General features: G+C 65.1%; 18 protein-coding genes. 11 read left to right on the top strand and 7 right to left on the bottom strand.

The window, feature by feature from the left end; translation table 11 throughout:
• Positions 1-239 precede the first annotated feature (239 nt).
• Positions 240-1673: a type I glutamate--ammonia ligase gene (gene glnA, locus OIE68_RS07225; RefSeq protein WP_327101601.1), complete on the top strand. Its 1434-nt coding sequence runs from the start codon at positions 240-242 to the stop codon at positions 1671-1673.
• A 1-nt stretch (position 1674) separates the two neighbouring features.
• On the opposite strand, the gene OIE68_RS07230 is transcribed toward glnA, so the two are convergent.
• Positions 1675-2451, bottom strand: a complete 777-nt coding sequence (locus OIE68_RS07230) for a helix-turn-helix domain-containing protein (RefSeq protein WP_327098603.1) — start codon at positions 2449-2451, stop codon at positions 1675-1677.
• Between the two features lie 45 nt (positions 2452-2496).
• Here OIE68_RS07230 and OIE68_RS07235 point away from each other — a divergent pair, with 45 nt between their 5' ends.
• On the top strand, positions 2497-3366 hold the full coding sequence (locus OIE68_RS07235) for an alpha/beta hydrolase (protein WP_327098604.1): 870 nt from the start codon (positions 2497-2499) through the stop codon (positions 3364-3366).
• Here the strand turns inward: OIE68_RS07235 and OIE68_RS07240 are convergent.
• Both OIE68_RS07240 and OIE68_RS07245 read right to left on the bottom strand, forming a co-directional pair.
• Complete coding sequence (locus OIE68_RS07240) at positions 3363-4988, bottom strand: DUF4873 domain-containing protein (protein WP_327098605.1); 1626 nt, start codon at positions 4986-4988, stop codon at positions 3363-3365. The two genes, OIE68_RS07235 and OIE68_RS07240, sit on opposite strands and share 4 nt — an antisense overlap.
• Positions 4985-5884: a diiron oxygenase gene (locus tag OIE68_RS07245; protein ID WP_327098606.1), complete on the bottom strand. Its 900-nt coding sequence runs from the start codon at positions 5882-5884 to the stop codon at positions 4985-4987. The genes OIE68_RS07240 and OIE68_RS07245 overlap by 4 nt, the downstream gene beginning before the upstream one ends.
• Before the next feature lie 97 nt (positions 5885-5981).
• Between OIE68_RS07245 and OIE68_RS07250 the strand changes: the two genes are divergently transcribed.
• A complete protein-coding gene (locus OIE68_RS07250; RefSeq protein WP_327098607.1) occupies positions 5982-6698 on the top strand; it encodes a TetR/AcrR family transcriptional regulator in 717 nt (238 codons plus the stop codon).
• A gap of 1 nt (position 6699) precedes the next feature.
• The gene (locus tag OIE68_RS07255; RefSeq protein ID WP_327101602.1) at positions 6700-6867 is read left to right on the top strand and encodes a TetR-like C-terminal domain-containing protein; all 168 of its coding nucleotides are present in this window, start codon (positions 6700-6702) and stop codon (positions 6865-6867) included.
• On the opposite strand, the gene OIE68_RS07260 is transcribed toward OIE68_RS07255, so the two are convergent.
• The 3 genes from OIE68_RS07260 to OIE68_RS07270 form a co-directional block, all read right to left on the bottom strand.
• Entirely contained in the window at positions 6868-7395 is a 528-nt protein-coding gene (locus tag OIE68_RS07260) for an NUDIX hydrolase (RefSeq protein WP_327098608.1), read from the bottom strand.
• A 19-nt stretch (positions 7396-7414) separates the two neighbouring features.
• Positions 7415-8173: a hypothetical protein gene (locus OIE68_RS07265; RefSeq protein ID WP_327098609.1), complete on the bottom strand. Its 759-nt coding sequence runs from the start codon at positions 8171-8173 to the stop codon at positions 7415-7417.
• A gap of 185 nt (positions 8174-8358) precedes the next feature.
• Complete coding sequence (locus OIE68_RS07270; RefSeq protein WP_327098610.1) at positions 8359-9567, bottom strand: DUF418 domain-containing protein; 1209 nt, start codon at positions 9565-9567, stop codon at positions 8359-8361.
• Between the two features lie 138 nt (positions 9568-9705).
• On the opposite strand from OIE68_RS07270, the gene dop reads away from it, so the two are divergent.
• The 5 genes from dop to pafA all read left to right on the top strand — a co-directional run bounded on the left by dop (position 9706) and on the right by pafA (position 14890).
• Positions 9706-11205 (top strand): depupylase/deamidase Dop, encoded by a 1500-nt coding sequence (gene dop / locus OIE68_RS07275; protein ID WP_327098611.1) that lies wholly within the window; start codon positions 9706-9708, stop codon positions 11203-11205.
• 315 nt (positions 11206-11520) lie between these two features.
• On the top strand, positions 11521-11715 hold the full coding sequence (locus OIE68_RS07280; RefSeq protein ID WP_014351559.1) for a ubiquitin-like protein Pup: 195 nt from the start codon (positions 11521-11523) through the stop codon (positions 11713-11715).
• On the top strand, positions 11712-12578 hold the full coding sequence (gene prcB, locus OIE68_RS07285) for a proteasome subunit beta (protein ID WP_327098612.1): 867 nt from the start codon (positions 11712-11714) through the stop codon (positions 12576-12578). Before OIE68_RS07280 ends, prcB begins: the two co-directional genes overlap by 4 nt.
• Positions 12575-13357, top strand: coding sequence for a proteasome subunit alpha (gene prcA, locus OIE68_RS07290; RefSeq protein WP_327098613.1), 783 nt, complete (start codon positions 12575-12577; stop codon positions 13355-13357). Before prcB ends, prcA begins: the two co-directional genes overlap by 4 nt.
• Positions 13358-13531: 174 nt before the next feature.
• Positions 13532-14890 carry a Pup--protein ligase gene (gene pafA / locus OIE68_RS07295; RefSeq protein ID WP_218007602.1) on the top strand — a complete coding sequence of 453 codons (1359 nt, stop codon included), beginning with the start codon at positions 13532-13534 and terminating at the stop codon, positions 14888-14890.
• A 160-nt stretch (positions 14891-15050) separates the two neighbouring features.
• Here the strand turns inward: pafA and OIE68_RS07300 are convergent, their stop codons facing one another.
• Entirely contained in the window at positions 15051-15347 is a 297-nt protein-coding gene (locus OIE68_RS07300; RefSeq protein ID WP_327098614.1) for an MTH1187 family thiamine-binding protein, read from the bottom strand.
• Between the two features lie 88 nt (positions 15348-15435).
• On the opposite strand from OIE68_RS07300, the gene OIE68_RS07305 reads away from it, so the two are divergent.
• Together OIE68_RS07305 and OIE68_RS07310 are read left to right on the top strand one after the other, a co-directional pair.
• A complete protein-coding gene (locus OIE68_RS07305; protein WP_327098615.1) occupies positions 15436-16431 on the top strand; it encodes a YafY family protein in 996 nt (331 codons plus the stop codon).
• 70 nt (positions 16432-16501) lie between these two features.
• Positions 16502-17500 carry a YafY family protein gene (locus tag OIE68_RS07310; RefSeq protein ID WP_327098616.1) on the top strand — a complete coding sequence of 333 codons (999 nt, stop codon included), beginning with the start codon at positions 16502-16504 and terminating at the stop codon, positions 17498-17500.
• Position 17501: the final 1 nt, after the last annotated feature.

Consider the following 17501-nt stretch of genomic DNA (forward strand, 5'->3'; position numbering starts at 1 on the left):
ATCCTTTCGAATAGCGCCGCTCAGGCGCAGCTCGGCGACAGGGAGGTGACCGGTATTTGCGGAGCGGTGAGGGTGGCTTTTCGGGTCCGCCGTTGATGTCGAAGTCGTATCGTGAGACTCGGCGAGCAGGCCGTGACCCCAATGGGCGGTCCGGTCGTCAGGGACGGTCGCCTCGCCATCCGCGGATAGACCTGCGCCGCGAAAGCGAGGAGCAAGCCGTGCTGGACGAGCGAGCAGCCTTGACTGCCACCACCGACGGAATTCTGGAGTACATCTGCGCCGCGGAAGTCGAATACGTCGATATTCGATTCTGCGATGTTCCCGGTGTGCAGCAACACTTTTCGATACCGGCCGTCGCGTTCGGCGCGGATCTGGTCGACAACGGGATCGCCTTCGACGGCTCGTCGGTGCGCGGATTCCAGTCGATCCACGAATCGGATATGTTGCTGCTTCCGGATCTGCGCACCGCGCAATTGGACCCCTTCCGTGCCGCGAAGACCCTGAATTTGAACTGTTTCGTGCACGATCCGCATACGCACGAGGCCTATAGCCGCGATCCGCGCAATGTCGCGCGCAAGGCCGAGGAGTATCTGAAGAGCACCGGCATCGCCGATACCGCCTACTTCGGACCGGAGGCGGAGTTCTACATCTTCGACGCCGTGCGCTACGACACCAAGATGAACGGCGCCTTCTACGAGGTGGATTCGTCCTCCGCCGACTGGAACACCGGTGTCAAATACAATCCGGACGGCACGATCAACCGCGGGTACAAGGTGCGTGCGAAGGGTGGCTATTTCCCGGTGGCGCCGTACGACGCCGATGTCGATGTGCGCGATCGGATGTGCACGAATCTGCAGAACGCCGGCTTCGAATTGGAGAAGGGGCACCACGAGGTCGGTACGGCGGGCCAAGCCGAGATCAACTACAAGTTCAATACGCTGCTGGCCGCAGCCGATGACCTGCAGCTGTACAAGTACATAATCAAGAACACCGCATGGGCCGAGGGCAAGACCGTCACCTTCATGCCCAAACCACTGTTCGGCGATAACGGTTCCGGTATGCACGTGCACCAATCCCTGTGGTTGAACGGCACACCGCTGTTCTACGACGAAGCCGGATATGCGGGCCTGTCCGATCTGGCCCGGCACTATATCGGCGGACTGTTACTGCACGCGTCATCGTTGCTGGCATTCACCAATCCGACCGTGAACTCGTACAAGCGCCTTGTGCCCGGGTTCGAGGCACCGGTGAATCTGGTCTACAGTCAGCGCAATCGCTCAGCGGCCGTGCGCATTCCGGTCACCGGCGCCAATCCGAAGGCCAAGCGTCTGGAATTCCGCTGCCCCGACTCCTCGGGTAATCCGTACCTGGCCTTCGCCGCCATGATGATGGCCGGTCTGGACGGCATCCGCCGCAAGATCGAACCCCCCGTCCCGATCGACAAGGACCTCTACGAGCTCACCCCGGAGGAGTCCGCCGAGGTCACCCAAACTCCACCCAGCCTCGAAAGCGTGATCGACCGACTGGAAGCCGATAACGACTACCTGACCGAAGGCAATGTCTTCACCGACGACCTGCTCGAAACCTGGATCCGAATCAAGCGCGATACCGAGATCTCCGAAATCAATGTCCGCCCGCACCCCTACGAATTCGATCTCTACTTCGACGTATAGGTCAGTCGATGTGGAGCTCGCCATTGATGGTGAGGAAGGCGGTGGGGGTGAGGCCGAACATGGCGCGGAAGGTATCGCTGAAATGCGAAGGGGAGGCGAAGCCCGCGTCGACGGCGGCGCGGGTGAGGTCGTGGCCTGCGGCATAGGCCCGGCCGACGCGCAACATCCGCGCCCACTGCACGTAACGGCGGAAACTGGTGCCGGTCTGTTCGGCGAAGGTGCGCAGGAAGTAAGAGGTGGATAGTCCTGTAGCACTTGCCTTTTCGGCTGCGCGCTGCTGCTGGGTGGGGTCGGCGCGGATGGCCGTGGCGACGGCGGCGATGCGGGGATCGCGGATGGTGGGGACCGGGATGCTGGCCAGCTCGAGCAGACGGTCGATATCCGGTGCCGGGTCGGCGCACAGCTCGATCAGTTCGGCCTCGTTCCGATGGTCGGCGCTGTATCCGCCGACGGTGCGGCGCATACCGCCGAGGCAACGGGCCATATTTTCCGAGGTCGGGTCGAAGAAGCAGAAGAGCTTGGGCACGTCGGTGTCGAGGATGTGGTGCGTGACGCGGGCCCGGAACAGGAAACTGCGGGCGGTGATGTCCGGAGCGTCCGCGACCCGGACCCGGAACGGGGCGTCGAGTCCGACCCCGAGACCGGCGATCGCGGTGGAGTGCGCGCCCAGGGCCATCCCGGGCCCGATGTAGATCGCGTGTCCGAGTCGCAGCCAGAGCCGGGCGGAGGTGACCGCCGTTTCGGGAGCGCACGTTTCTGGAAGTGCCGACCGCGCCATATCCGCGACGATACAGAAAGTCGCAGGACAGACAGGAGAACAGGGATGAAGCTGGATGGGCAGGCGGAATCGACCTTCGAGCTGCGGGAGGTGACGGTCGACGGCGCGCGGCTGCGTTATGTCGATGTCGGGCAGGGTGATCCGCTGGTGCTGTTGCACGGCTGGCCGGAGAGCCATGCCGCATGGCGGCACCAGATAGGGCCGCTCGCGTTATCGCGGCGGGTCATCGCACCGGACTGGCTCGGGTGGGGTGCTTCCGATCGGGATACGGCGCTGAGTTGTGACTACGACAGCGAAGTCGAGCGGATCGGGCGCATGCTGGACGCGCTCGGCCTGGACCGAGTCGATCTGGCCTGTCACGACTACGGCGGGTTCCTCGGATTGGGCTTTCTGCAGCGTTATCCGGAACGGGTGCGCCGCTTCGCGATTCTGAATTCGCGGGCGCAGGGCACTTTCACGCCGCCGTACTATGTGCTGTTCGGCTTGCTGACCGTGCTGGCACGGACCGCACTGCTGCGGCCGCTCGTCACCGCACGGGCCATCCAATGGGTGCATCGCGTGGGTCTCGCACCGTACGTGCGCAATGGATCTTTCGACAGCGAACAGCTGCGCCGATATCTCGCTGTTCTGGAAACTGCGGTCGGTCGCCGCTGGAACGCCCACTTCTGGTCCGGCTATCGCGTCCGGATCCGCCCGGAACTGGCTGCCGGACTGGGTGCGATCAGCTGCCCGACGACCGTCATTTGGGGCGACCGCGACCCGGCCATCCCGTTCCGCACCGCCGGCGAACTTGCCGAAGCAATCCCCTACGCCACGCTGGTCCGCATCGACGGCGGCAACCACTTCATTATGGAGGAACGCCCCGACGAGGTCACCGAGGCCCTGCGCGCCTGGCTTCTGCGCCCGGCCACTTAGACCGTGGCCAGCGGGTAGGGCGGGGTGCCGATACCGACGATGCGGAGGTTGCCCCAGGGGTCGCGCTCCTGGAGGCGACCAGCGGTCGGCACGCCACCGGGCAGGGTAAGCAGTACCTCGGCACGCCCGGGATCGGGCAGCTCGTGGCCGTCGCTCGGGGCGACGCGCCCGTACCAGTGGTAGCGGCCGTCGATCGGATCCGGATGCCCGCCAAGGGTGACCTCGACCGGTACTTCGACGCCCGGGGCATCGAGCAGCGCCGGCCCCGAATACTCGTGTGCCGGTTCCCGATCCGCTGGCACGGTCAGGTCGTAGTGGCCGGGGTCCGGTCGGCGCATGGTGCGCCAGTAGGAGACGCTGGAACCCGGCCAGGCGGCCCGATTCACCCCGTGCTCGTCCAGGTACCAGCTCCGGCAGCCGCCCGAATTCCACACGGTGCCAGCCAGTTTCGACTGCACCCGCCGATTGAATTCGTGTTGGGTCGCGGCGCGGACCTCGATCCGACTGTTGGAGGTTTTGCTCAGCAGTTCCAGGCATTGGCGGATATAGCGGGCCTGCGCCTCGATCATGAAGACGATCGACTGATTTCCGCCGCCGGAATTCGGGCCCATGATGAGGAACAGGTTCGGGAAACCATGCACGGCGACGCCGAGGAACCCTGCCATCCCAGTGCGCCAAGCTTTTTGGAGAGTGAGCCCATTCGCGCCGACGATGTGCTGATCGGCGAACCGGTCGGAGATCTTGAACCCGGTCCCGTACACGATGGCGTCGAATTCCTGCTCGATACCATTGGCGGTGACGATCCCGGTCTCGGTGATCGACGCGATAGGTGAGGTCACCAGCGCGACATTCTCCCGCTGCAGCGCCGGATAGTAGTTGTTGGAAACCAAGATTCGTTTACATCCGAGCCGATCGTCCGGCGTGAGGTTGCGCCGCAGCTCCGGGTCGGCCACTCGACGACGCAGATGCGCCCGCGCCACCACTTCCGCGCGACGCATGAGCTCCGGATTCATGAACGCCGGGGTCAACGACTCGTAGCCCCGATAGATCGCCCAGCGGTAGAGCCGTTGCGCCCCTGGCAGATACCGGAACATCCGATGCTCCACCGGCGACAGCAACCGATCCGGCTTCGGTATGATCCAGTGCGGTGTCCGCTGGAATACCGCCACCTGCTCGGCCTGCTTCGCGATCTGCGGAACGAACTGCACAGCGCTGGCACCGGTTCCGATGACGGCAATCCGCTTGCCGGTCACCTCGAAATCGTGATCCCACAGCGCCGAGTGAAAACTACGTCCCCGGAAAACATCCCGGCCCGGAAAGTCCGGCACGCTCGGTTCGTGCAGCGGTCCCGGTGCCATCACCACCGCGCGGGGTTGGAAATGCCGCCCGTCCGCGGTCCGTACGTGCCAGCGGTCCGTCTCGTCATCGAAGTCGAGTGCGACGACTTCGGACCGGAGCCGAATATGCCTGCGAATATCGAACTTGTTCTCCCGCCAGGTTCCGCCGATCTCCTCGGCCTTCTCCAGCACGACGAAGTCGTCGAAACCGGACTTGCGCAGCTCGATGGCCATGCCGATACCACCGAAACCGGCCCCGACAATGACGATTCCGGGTTCGGTCATGCGTAGAGCCCCCGCCAACGCCAGATTCGCTTGCCCAACGGACCGATCAAGCCCTGCTTGTCCAGGAATGCACCGAGATTCGCGGCGCCGGTACCGAGCGCCTTCTTCGCATACGGGTTATTCGTCGCGATCCGGCGCGCCGCTCGACCGTCCAGCCCGGCCCGGTCGTACATGTGCCGATTGGTCATCAGGTAGACGAACAGCGGTGCGGCCACCGCGACACATAAACGGGTGTAGGCCAATTCGGCCTGCGACATGGTCGGCACCCGACGCGCAAGTGCGTCGCGTGCGAATCCGATGTGGCGCGCCTCCTCGGTGACGTGGATCCGCATCGCCCGAGAAACCAAGGGCTGCAACTCCGGATCGTCGAGGGTGCGCCGCTGCATTGCGTCGAAAATCTCCTCGCCGACGAGTGCACCCACCCAGGTCATCGACCCGCGCAGGAACAGTGGCAGGGCCCCGATGGCGAGCCGGCCGGGCAGCCGCGGCCAGTACGGACGCGCCTCGATCCGGTCTATGAGCTTGCCGAACATCATCATGTGCCGGCATTCGTCACCCATTTCGGTGAGGGTGTAGTGCGAATGCCGGGTGGTCGGATCATCGCGCATCAGTTCCCGCAGCAGCAGGCGGTTGAGCAGATTCTCGAACCAAATACCGACGGACAGTACATTGGCCAGTTCCTGGCGGGAAAGTTCCCGGCGCTCCTGCGGGGTCATCGATTCCCACAGCGCGGTGCCGTAGAGCGAAACCACCTCCGGCGGCAGGAAAAGTTTGTCGGGATCGAGCGGCGCGTCCCAGTCCAAATCGACGGCAGGTTCGTACGACTTCTTCACCGAACCGGTCAGCAGGCGCTGTGCGAAGGATTCCTGTGGGATGACTGCGGCCTCGTTGCCCATGTCGGCTCCAACTCTCGAATACCTGATACAAGCTGTCACACTCAGGTTAGTGAGACAGACTGTCACGGTCAATAGCCGTTCCAGGTATCGTGAGCTGGTGAGCAGTACCCCCGGAAAGCACGATCCCGCCGCGTCGGACGGTCGCAGCACCCGATGGCACGGCCACAAGGCCCGCCGTCGCGCGGACGTCATCGATGCGGCGATCACGGTGATCGAAGAGCAGGGTGTCGAAGTGTCCGTGCAGGCGATCGCGGACCGGCTGCATCTGCCGCGCCCGGTGGTGTACCGGCATTTCGACGGACGCGCCGATCTCGATGAGCAGATTCGTCGGGAGATCCTGAATTCACTGCTCACCGCACTGATGCCGACCCTGCAGCCCGACGGCACCCTGCGGGATGCTGTGCGGGGCGCGATCGGTACCTATATCGGCTGGGTCGAGCGTCATCCGAATCTGCACCGATTCCTGGGTGATGCCGCACCGCAAGGGGATTCGTCACAGGCGCTGGCCGGTGCGCGCAATCGCATCGGTGGTCGGCTCGCCGATATGTTTGCAATATCGTTGGCGCGCTTCGGAATCGATCCGAATCGCGCCCGCCCGATGGCCTTCGGCATCATCGGTTTCGTCGACGCTTTCGTGAACAACTGGCGCTCCGATGCCGCGACCACACTGACTTCCGATCAAGTCGAAGGCATCCTGACCGAATCGGTGCTCGCGCTGTTCGAGGGCAATGCGCGCAGTCTCGGAGTTCCGCTGGAGCGCGACACTATCGTCAAAGACCTGCTGAGCCGCGCGGAACCCGTACGGTCCCAATAGAATCTGTCACGGTGAACTCGCCGCCGACCTGGATATCGAGTACGCGACCGATCTGATCTTCGGACCGTTCTGGTACCGCCTGCTCGTCGGACACGCACCGCTGCGACCGGAGCAGGCGCCGATCGATATCGCGCGACTGCTCACCGGATTGCGTACGCCCCTCGGCTGATCAGCCCCGGTGGAATTCGATTGCGAGGGCGAGCAATTCGGCCATGTAATCGCCGTCGGTGCGCGACAGGCGCATTGCCTCCTCGGGCGCGAAGGCGCGGACCTCGAGAATATTCTCCGCATCCTCGGGATTGGTCGGCGCGGATTCGACAACCACATCTGCCGTGCACCACAGCCACGCCTTGTGCGGGTGTGGCTGCCAAGGATAGTGCGGTGCAGGGCGGTCGGTGGTCGTGTGGTGAGCGCCGAACGGCCGCACCGGTCCTACCGGGCGGGCGCCGGCCTCCTCCATGAGTTCGCGTCGCACGCAGGCATCGACAGTTTCGTCCGCCTCCCTGGTGCCGCCGGGCACGATCCAGATATCGCGATCGTCGTGACACAGCACGATGTCGGCGCCGACGAAGCAGACGACGTGGATATTGGTGACCAGTTCGTCGGGTGGCAACTCGGTGGAGAACCGCACATCCAGACCACCCCATTCCCAGCGGGTTGGCGTGTGCAGCAACGGATATCGGTCGGCGAGCGTCACACCGACGACGCTAGTCCACCTACTCGGTCCCGGACTTGCCGATCTGGAAGTGGATGTGATCGATATGGGCCGCGCGACCGGACGTGGCCGGGAGCGGATGGTCGTCCGGATGGTCGGGATGCAGGATGAAACTCGGATCGCCGATGCCGGAGATGGCAGTCGCGGGATCGGGACTGTCCGAACAGTCCTGCCATTCACCCGCCGCGAAATCGTAGACGCTGCGGAAGAAGTCGGCGACGAACAGATCGCCGTCCGGATCGCCGAGCGGACTCGCATCGGGTTCGTCGAGTCGGTAGCGCACCCGGGATCCAGTGCCGCGCGGCCACGTGCCGCCGGGTGTCACGGCGGTCTCGACGGTGCCCCAATGCGCTGCCACGGTGATTCTGCGCGATACGTCCCCGACCGGCATGGTGACACCGGCGAAATCCACGGCGCGGCCCTGGCCGTGGCAGTCGTCGGAATGCGTTCCGCGGCCGTCTGCTCCGAGGGTGTGCACCTCGGTCACGCCGAAGTTGGCGGCGAGGAATCGGCAGAATCGCACCAGTGCCAACGCATTTCGAGAATCGAGGTGCTGTGGTGCCACCGGCGTGTTGCCGCGGCGGATGACCACTCCGGCGAGACTGCCCGGTAGCGGCCGGCTGGACGGCGGGTCGAAACCTGCGAATCCGACCGAGGCCGGTGAGGCAGGCCCGTCGAAGCGGATCAGGTCATCGTTCGCGAGACGTTCGAGTTCGGCGAACGCGTGGTCCTTACTCATTGCTCGGGCCGGTTCCGACATGACGCACCTCCTGTGCATCTGAAATCGATACGTCGACGCAGTTCGGTGACGTCGCGTCAGCATCCGGCGCCGACGCGAAAAGAACACGAGTAGTCCGCTACTCATGTTCTCCTCGGCCACATCCGGTCGCATTTGCACCGATTTCGGGTGTTGAACTGCGGCGATGTATGCGACGCGGCGGCGACTCAGTGTTCGCGGGCCAGCGTGCGGTAGCTGAGATTCCACACCCACTCGACCGGACCGCGCTCGAACCGGCGCAACCACAGGTGCGCGATGGTCACGATGATCAGCGCGACCAGCAGGTAGATACCCGCGGTGAACGGCACCCGAGCGTCAGGGGAGACACGCGCGGCAAGCCCGAAACCCCACCCGTAGCACAACACCGAAGCGACCAGATTCTGCAGGATGTAGCAGCTCAGGGCCATCCGCCCGACCTCGGTGAGCCGCCTGCCGACGAATCCGACCCGCGGACGACGCAGGTAGAACTCCGCGACCAGCGCGAGCAGGCCGAAGGCGACGAACGGGGCGGTGCCGTACCTGGTCAGCAAGACCAGATCGCCGCCGAGCACACCGACCGCCAGATCGATCGGCGCGGCAACAGCGAATCCGATGATCATGAGCCGCCTACGTATCCGCGCACCCTCCGGTCGGAACACTCTGGCCCGGAACAACTGCGCACCGGCGAGGAACAGCGCGATCGACATCGGGAAGACGAAGATCGGCTCGAACCGGAACATGCCCGCGTTCTCCAATCGGAACAGCACCAGATCCCAGAACGACCCGTCCGCATAGGGATTCGGATCCAGCGGCTCGCGCGACGTCGAATCCTGTTGGTCCGCAACGGCCATCGCGATGCCGATGAGCGTCAGCATGGCGATGTGGAATCCGGCTGCGATGGTCAGCCAACGACGTTGCGCGCGTTCACTTGTCGCGAGAATGAAGGCGACGACCAAACCGGTGACCGCATAACCCATCAGCACATCGAATTCCGCGACGAACAGAAAATTCAGCACACCGTCGAGGAACAGCAACCCGGCCCGCCACGGATAGCCGCCCGGCCACCGTCGACCGGCCCGCACCGCCGAGCCCTGCTGGATGGCCAGGCCGATGCCGAACATGATGGTCAGCAGCCCCAGGAACTTGCCCTGTGCCAGCTGCTGCAGCACTCGCTCCGACCACATCCAGCCGGTCGCCGGGCTGCCCAATTCGTTGATGTACCCGACGATGCCCTCGGGATGGGTGAGGATCCAGATATTAGTGCCGAGCGTGCCGAGGATCGCGATGCCGCGCAATACGTCCAGGGCGACCAACCGCGCGGGATTCTTCGGCTGGGTGACGCTCGGTTCATCCGACTTGCGGTGGCGCCCCGTGATTTCGGCGATCGAATCGGTCATATTCCGAATATCCCGGCCGCCGCGGCCTGCCCGTATCCTCCGGAAGTACCACCATCGGTATGACATCGAGGTCACCCGAGATCGCCGATGCCGCCGGTCGCGACCGGCGGCAGGCAGGCGTCGCCTAGGCTCGACGGTATGCAGCGCATCATCGGTATCGAGGTCGAATACGGCATCTCCACACCCACCGAGCCGTCGGCGAACCCGATTCTCACCTCTACCCAAGCGGTTCTCGCCTATGCCGCCGCGGAGGGGGTGCCGCGCGCGAAGCGTACGCGCTGGGATTACGAGGTGGAATCGCCGTTGCGCGACGCCCGCGGCTTCGACCTGAGCCGGATGAACGGTCCGGCCCCTGTGATCGACGCCGACGAGGTCGGCGCGGCCAATATGATCCTCACCAACGGCGCCCGACTCTACGTCGACCACGCCCATCCGGAGTATTCCGCGCCCGAGGTCACCGATCCGCTGGATGCGGTCATCTGGGACAAAGCCGGTGAACGGGTCATGGAGGCGGCCGCGCGGCACGCGTCGAGCGTGCCGGGTGCGCCGCGGCTGCAGCTGTACAAGAACAATGTCGACGGCAAGGGCGCCTCCTACGGCACCCATGAGAACTACCTGATGAGCCGCGACACCCCGTTCAACCAGATCATCGTCGGGCTCACCCCGTTCTTCGTCTCGCGCCAGGTGATCTGCGGTTCCGGCCGGGTCGGCATCGGCCAGTCCGGTGATCACGCCGGATTTCAGCTGTCCCAGCGCGCCGACTACATCGAGGTCGAGGTCGGTCTGGAGACCACGCTCAAGCGCGGCATCATCAACACCCGCGACGAACCGCACGCCGATGCGGACAAATACCGCCGCCTGCACGTCATCGTCGGCGATGCCAACCTCGCCGAAATGTCCACCTACCTCAAGGTCGGCACCACCGCGCTGGTGCTGGACCTGATCGAGGCGGGCGAGGATCTGTCGGATCTGCAGCTGGCCCGTCCGGTCACCGCCGTCCACCAGATCAGCCATGATCCGACCCTGCGCGCCACCGTCGCGCTCACCGATGGTCGCGAACTCACCGGGCTGGCGCTGCAGCGCATCTACCTGGACCGGGTAGAGAAGTTCGTGGCCCGCAGTGGCAACGACGACGAGCGCGTCAAGGACATCCTGGAGAACTGGGCCAATGTGCTGGATCTGCTGGAACGTGATCCGATGGAATGCGCGAATCTGCTCGACTGGCCCGCCAAGCTGCGCCTGCTCGAGGGGATGCGCAAGCGCGAGGGCCTGAGCTGGGCCGCGCCCAAACTGCACCTGATGGACCTGCAGTACTCCGACGTCCGCCTGGACAAGGGCCTCTACAACCGCCTGGTCGCCCGCGGCTCGATGAAACGCCTGGTCAACGAGCAGCAAGTGCTCGACGCGATGACCAAGCCGCCGACCGACACCCGTGCCTACTTCCGCGGCGAATGTCTGCGTCGATTCGGTGCCGATATCGCAGCGGCCAGCTGGGATTCTGTGATCTTCGACCTGGGCGGCGATTCACTCGTGCGCATCCCGACCCTGGAACCGCGCCGCGGCACCAGGGCTCACGTCGGCAAGCTGCTCGACGGCGTGAATACCGCCGCCGAGTTGGTGGAACAGCTGACCAACTAGCAAGTCGCGCGAATAAGCCCAGGTAGCAACGATTATCGCGATCGCAACCAGGACGGAGCGAGTCTTACGAGCGGCCCGTTCGCGGCCCGTCTCGCGTCCGAGTCGTCGAAGCGCATGCGCCGTAGGCGCGAGTCTCGACGGCTCGGACGCGAGACAGAAGGGGCCGCGAACACGCCGCGCCCGCGCGGCCAATAACTCAGCACGTTGTCAGGGCGGCTGGGTAGTGTTGATGTACGGGCACGGACATTGCTCATGATCAGGGTCGTGCTCAGAATGGAGCCCTGGTCATGATGAGGACAGAGGAGGTCGGCTGCCATGGCACAAGAGCAGACCAAGCGCGCCGGGGGCGGCGACGAGGACGAGGGTCCGGAGGGCGTTGACGCCGCCGGTCAGGAGCGCCGCGAAAAACTGGCGGAGGACACCGACGACCTGCTCGACGAGATCGATGATGTGCTCGAGGAGAACGCGGAAGACTTCGTCCGCGCGTATGTGCAGAAGGGCGGCCAGTGACAGCAGGTGACCCCTTGCGTCTCCACCCGGGGCACGCCCTCTCGTCATTCACCGAGCACCTGCGCATGCACGCACCGGAACTGTTGCCTGGCAACCGATTCGGCGCGATCGAAGGTGCCACCGGAATCTCCGGTGGCACCTCCGCGAAGGAGCTGGCTCCGCACGGAACCACCATCGTGGCGGTCTCGTTCCGCGGTGGTGTGCTGATCGCCGGTGACCGGCGGGCCACCCAGGGAAACCTGTTGGCCAGCAGGGATATCGAGAAGGTGTACATCACCGACACCTATTCGGCGGCCGGTATCGCGGGTACCGCAGGCATGGCCATCGAGATGGTGCGATTGTTCGCCGTCGAGCTGGAGTACTACGAGAAAATCGAGGGTGTCTCGCTCACCTTCGACGGCAAGGCCAACAAGCTGTCGAAGATGGTGCGCGACAACCTCCCTGCCGCGCTGCAGGGTCTGGCGGTGGTTCCGGTGCTAGTTGGCTACGACCAGCACGCCACCGATCCGGACAAGGCCGGTCGCATCGTGTCCTACGACGTGGTCGGCGGGCGCAGTGAGGAGCGGTTCGGTTACACCGCGGTCGGGTCGGGTTCGATGTTCGCGAAGTCGTCGTTGAAAAAGCTGTACGCCAAGGGAATCGGTGAGGATCGCGCATTGCAGATCGCCGTCGAATCGCTCTTCGACGCGGCCGACGACGACACCGCCACCGGCGGACCGGATCTGGTGCGCGGCATCTACCCGACGGCAATCATCATCAACGACGAGGGCGCCGACGAGGTGACCGAATCGCGGTTGGAGGAGATCACGCGGGCGATCGTCGCCGATCGCGAGGCCGCGGAAGAGGGGAGTGCCTCAGCATGACACTGCCGTATTACGCGTCGGCCGAACAGATCATGCGCGACAAGACCGAGCTCGCGCGCAAGGGCATCGCTCGCGGTCGCAGTGTGATCGTGCTGACCTACGACAAGGGTGTGCTGTTCGTCGCGGAGAATCCCTCCGCGACATTGCACAAGGTGAGCGAGCTGTACGACCGCGTCGGGTTCGCGGCGGTCGGCAAGTACAACGAATTCGAGGCACTGCGCCGCGGCGGCATCCTGCAGGCCGACCTGAAGGGCTACCAGTACGACCGGCGCGATGTCACCGGTCGTGGCCTGGCCAATGCATACGCGCAGACCCTGGGCACGATCTTCACCGATCAGCTCAAGCCCTACGAGGTGGAGATCTGCGTGGCCGAGGTCGGCTACCCGGAACAGTCACCGGAATCAGTGCTGTACCGGATCACCTTCGACGGCTCGATAGTGGATGAGCGCGAATACGTGGTGATGGGCGGCACGACCGAGCCCATCATGACCGCGTTGAAGACCTCCTACCAGCCCGGACTCGATCTGGCCGGTGCCGTCGGCGTGGCCGTGAAGGCGCTGAAGGCCGGTGTGCCCGAGGGCGCCGCGGACAAGGACAAGCGGGTGCTCGGGGTGGGTTCGCTCGAGGTCGCCACCCTCGAACAGGCGCGACCGCGGCGGGCATTCCGCCGGGTCGCGGGCGTGGCCCTGGACGAGTTGCTGAACGGCGGTAACTCGGCGAGCAACGCCGAGGCGGCGCCCGCCGAGGCGAAGTCCGAGGACGCTCCCGAATCGGAGTAGTCCACCACGATCGTTCGACTGCGAAGGCCCTCCCGATGCATCGGGAGGGCCTTCGTTTCGACCGGTGGTTTCCGCCGAACATTTCGCTCACGTGCGAAATCGTTGTGAAGACGTATGCACCGGGGTTGTCCGCAGCCCCACGCGACTACATGACATGGCTGTAATGTCGATAGTGTGCAGCGACGAATCATGGGGATCGAGACCGAATTCGGTGTGACGTGCACCTTCCACGGACACCGTCGGCTCAGCCCCGACGAGGTGGCCCGGTATCTTTTCCGCCGGGTAGTTTCCTGGGGCCGTAGCTCTAACGTGTTCCTCCGCAACGGTGCTCGGCTCTACCTCGATGTCGGGTCGCATCCGGAGTACGCCACCGCAGAGTGCGACAACTTGGCGCAGCTGGTCACTCACGACCGGGCTGGTGAGCGCGTGCTGGAGGAGTTGCTGATCGACGCCGAACAGCGCCTCGCGGAGGAAGGCATCGGCGGCGACATCTACCTGTTCAAGAACAACACCGACTCCGCGGGCAACTCCTACGGCTGCCACGAGAACTTCCTCGTCGTGCGGGCCGGCGAGTTCTCCCGGATCTCGGACGTGCTGTTGCCGTTCCTGGTCACGCGCCAGCTGATCTGCGGTGCGGGCAAGGTGCTGCAGACGCCGAAAGCGGCCACGTTCTGCCTGTCCCAGCGTGCCGAGCACATCTGGGAGGGCGTCTCCTCGGCGACCACCCGCTCGCGCCCGATCATCAACACCCGCGACGAGCCGCACGCCGACGCGGAGAAGTACCGGCGCCTGCACGTGATCGTCGGCGACTCGAATATGTCCGAGACCACCACCATGCTGAAGGTCGGCACGGCGGCGCTGGTGCTGGAGATGATCGAGGCGGGCGTCTCGTTCCGCGATTTCGCCCTGGACAACCCGATCCGCGCCATCCGCGAGGTCAGCCACGACCTGACCGGTCGCCGTCCGGTCCGGCTCGCCGGCGGACGCCAGGCCAGCGCACTCGACATCCAGCGTGAGTACTACGCCCGCGCCGTCGAGCACCTGCGCAACCGCGACCGTGACCCCAATATCGACCAGGTCGTCGATCTGTGGGGCCGCACCCTGGACGCGGTCGAGGCACAGGACTTCGCCAAGGTCGACACGGAGGTCGACTGGGTGATCAAGCGCAAGCTCTTCCAGCGCTACCAGGACCGCTACGGCATGGAACTGTCCGATCCCAAGATCGCCCAGCTCGACCTGGCCTACCACGACATCAAGCGCGGCCGCGGCGTCTTCGACCTGCTGCAGCGCAAAGGTCTGGCCAAGCGCGTCACCGAGGACGAGGCCGTCGACGCCGCCGTGGACACCCCGCCGCAGACCACCCGCGCCAAACTGCGTGGCGATTTCATCACCGCCGCCCAGGAAGCGGGCCGTGACTTCACCGTCGACTGGGTGCATCTCAAGCTCAACGACCAGGCCCAGCGCACGGTCTTGTGCAAGGACCCGTTCCGCTCGGTGGACGAGCGGGTCGATCGGCTGATCGCCTCGATGTAGCCGCTTCCGCCGCCCAGCCCGTCCGAGGGGCAGCGTGCCGCAGTCGGTGGATTAGGCCGCGTCTGTGTCCTCGCAGACCTACCCGGTGCCTCGCACATGTTGTGACTTCTGCGAGGAGGCCGATGGGTGTGCGAGGACGAAGGTGAGCGTGGGCTTGCGGCTAGTTCTCGGCGAGGTAGCGCTCGATGGTCTCGACCTTGGCGGACATCGCGTCGGTCACGCCCGGGCGGATGTCGGCTTTCAGGACCAAGCTGCAACGGGGTGCGACCGCGAGTATGGCATCCGTGGCGTCCTTGACCACGGCCATGACCTCGTCCCATTCGCCTTCGATCGTGGTGAACATGGCATCGGTGCGATTGGGCAGACCGCTGGCGCGCACGATGCGGACGGCTTCGGCGACGGCTCGGCCGACGTCGACGCCCTCGCCGAGCGGTGTGACTGAGAACGCGATGATCATGGTTCCATGATGGCCGCGCGCGAAGCGGAATGCGGTGAATCGCGCGCCGACGCGCGGTCGCGGCGGGTGGCCGATTACCCTGTGTCGAGTGGCGATATCCAAGGTCGAGCGGCTGATGAATCTGGTCATCGCGCTGCTGTCGACCCGGCAATTCCTGACCGCGGAGCGGATTCGGGACAGCGTCGCGGGGTACGAGGATTCGGCCAGCGACGAGGCGTTCAGTCGAATGTTCGAGCGCGATAAGAACGAGCTGCGTGACCTGGGGATTCCCTTGGAGGTCGGGCAGGTCAGCCGATATTCGACGGTGGAGGGCTATCGGATCAACCGTGACGCCTACGAACTACCCGATATCGATCTGACCAGCGAGGAAGCGGCGGCAGTCGCGGTCGCGGTGCAGATGTGGGAGTCGCCGGAGCTGGCGGCCGCGGCCGAGGGCGCGCTGTTGAAATTACGTGCGGCCGGGATCCACGTCGAGACCGATGCCGCGGTGGCCTCGGTGCCCGCGGTCCCCGCGCGCACCCGTGGCTCGGATGCGGTGCTCGGCAAGCTGCTGGCCGCGGTCGATGCTGGTCAGGCGGTGCGGTTCGAACATCGGGGTGCGATCAACGAGCCGTATGTCATGCGTGATGTGGAGCCGTGGGGCGTAGTCACCCACAACGGCCGCTGGTATCTGGTCGGGCACGATCGGAACCGGGATGCGGTCCGCAGCTTCCGGCTATCGCGCATCGGCGACGATGTGACCGCCTACGGCCCACCCAATTCGGTCGGCAAGCCCGAGGGCGTGGATCTGCGTGAGATCGTCGGCACCGTCACCGGCAGCGCCCCGGTGACCGGCACCGCGACGGTGTGGGTGGCCGACGGTCGCGGCCGCGAGATCCGTCGACTCGGACCCGTGCTGGAAGAGCGCACCATCGGCGAACGCCACGGCGTGGTCGTCGAATTGCCCATCCGATCCCGAGATTGGTTGGCGCGCTTGATCACCGGACTCGGTCCAGATGCCGTAGTGCTCGCACCGGAGGAACTGCGCGCGGACGTGGTGGCGCGATTGCGTTCGGTCTTCGACCACACGGAGGTCACCGCATGAGCGAGCGTAGCGAGCGTCGGACAGGCACAGCCGAGCATCGCTCGGTCATGACGGCTAGCGAGGTGCAGTCATGAGCGAGCGGACGACAGGCACAACCGAGCGCAGTCGACTTTCGGTTCGGCTCTCACGGCTGCTCAATATGATTCCCTACTTCATCGCCAATCCAGGGATCAGTGCCGCAGAGGCCGCCGCCGATCTCGGCGTGACCACCAAGCAGCTGATGAGCGATCTCAACCAGCTGTGGATGTGCGGCCTACCTGGTTACGGACCGGGCGATCTGATCGACCTGTCGTTCTCCGAGGAGAGCATCGAGGTTACCTTCTCGGCGGGCATCGACCGGCCGCTGCGGCTGACCTCTACCGAGGCGACCGCATTGCTGGTGGCGCTGCGCTCGATCGTGGATATGCCGGGCATGGTCGATCCGACCGCGGCGCATGCGGCGATCGCCAAACTGGAATCGGCCATCGTCGGCGGCAAGACCGTCGATGAGGCCCGTGAGCACCTGCCGACCGAGGCGCCTGCAGTCTCGACGGTGCGGTCCGCGCTGGCCCGCCAGCGCGCGCTGCGCCTGGTCTACTACTCGGCGAGTCGCGATGTCGTATCCGAGCGTGTCGTCGATCCCATTCGTATTGTCCTGGTGGACAACAACAGTTACCTGCAGGCCTGGTGCCGCGAAGCCGAGGGTGTGCGACTGTTCCGCTTCGATCGGATCGAGGCGGCCACCGAACTCGACGAGCCCGCCCGGCCGCCGAGCCATGCGACCGAGGCGGCCGCCGCGCTCGACCTGTTCCAGGACGATCCCGCGGTTCCGCTGGCGCGCTTGCGCATTCGTGGCGATTACGGTTGGGTGCTCGATCAATACCCGATGCATCGGATGGCGGTGCACCCGGACGGCAGCATAGAGACAACCATGCGCTTCGCCACCATGGACTGGATGGCGCGGCTGCTGCTCGGCTTCGGTTCCGGCGTCACGGTGCTCGGCCCACCCGAATTGATCACCGCGGTGCGCGAACGCTCGAACGCCGCGCTGGCCGCCTACGAATCGGCCGGTTTCCTGGAGACCAGATGAA

It is taken from the genome of Nocardia vinacea, from assembly GCF_035920345.1.
GTDB lineage: Bacteria > Actinomycetota > Actinomycetes > Mycobacteriales > Mycobacteriaceae > Nocardia > Nocardia vinacea_A.